The sequence below is a fragment of the Corynebacterium sp. HMSC072A04 genome (genome assembly GCF_001809235.1).
Lineage (GTDB): Bacteria > Actinomycetota > Actinomycetes > Mycobacteriales > Mycobacteriaceae > Corynebacterium > Corynebacterium hiratae.
Genome location: NZ_KV796813.1, coordinates 33,732 through 34,630, shown reverse-complemented (window position 1 = coordinate 34,630; position 899 = coordinate 33,732). Strand labels below are relative to the sequence as shown.

Genomic DNA, 899 nt, shown 5'->3' with positions numbered 1-899 from the left:
CGCCAAACCAGGCGTGCGCATCACCTACCGAGAGCAAGGCCCCAACACGCTCTCGATTACCGATGATGCCACCACGATTGCCAACATGCGCGCAGTACTCGAATCCACCAACAACACCGACCTGCTTCAAGCCGCCAACGACGTCTTCTTCAAAGAGGGCACTGGTTCCAAACCGGCGGTGCGCACCCAAGTCATCGTCACCCTGAATGAGTTGGACCAGATCATTAACGGTGACGGGGACGAGATCGAGCTCAACCTCACCAACGGTGGGCGCATGACCGGGGCAGAATTCCTCACCCACAAGTTCGCCGAAATAGGCTACGCCACCATCGTGCACCCTATTGAAGGACCCATTAACACCTGGCGCTTAGAGCGCGGGGCAAACTTCAACCAACGCCTCACCCTGCACGCTGAATTCCACACGTGTTCTAGGCCTGGGTGTAATAAACCAGCTGATTACTGCCAAATCCATCATTTGGTGCCCTGGCAGGCTGGTGGCTACACCAACATCAAGAACCTGACGTTTTTGTGCGCCTACCACAACGGCATTAACGACGATGACCCTTTAAGGCCTACCGGGCGTGGCTACATGTACCGCCTCAACACCGGGGTCAGCTTCATCCCACCCTGGGGTACCCCGATAACCGCGATGCCGGAATACCAAGAAGCACTAGCCAGACTCAACGCCGAAAAAGCAACCACAGCGCCAGCCCAGCCACCGGACCGACCACCCGACAGCAGCTAACACCCCAGCCACCAAACACAAAAAGCGCCGGTAACCTGCGACAAAGGCGCTCCCGATAGAAGCACCCGTCAGACAAAGCCACACTGACGGGGATATCGGCGATCCCAGGTTGCGCTTCAGTCACCGCCGGATACAACAGGGGCAGCCACGGCAG

At 57.8% G+C, this 899-nt stretch carries 1 protein-coding gene; it reads left to right on the top strand.

Features of this window, described 5'->3' with window-relative positions; all coding sequences use genetic code 11:
• A partial coding sequence (locus HMPREF2565_RS13125) for an HNH endonuclease signature motif containing protein (RefSeq protein ID WP_141745928.1) occupies nucleotides 1-745 on the top strand: 745 nt, incomplete at its 5' end.
• Nucleotides 746-899 lie beyond the last annotated feature (154 nt).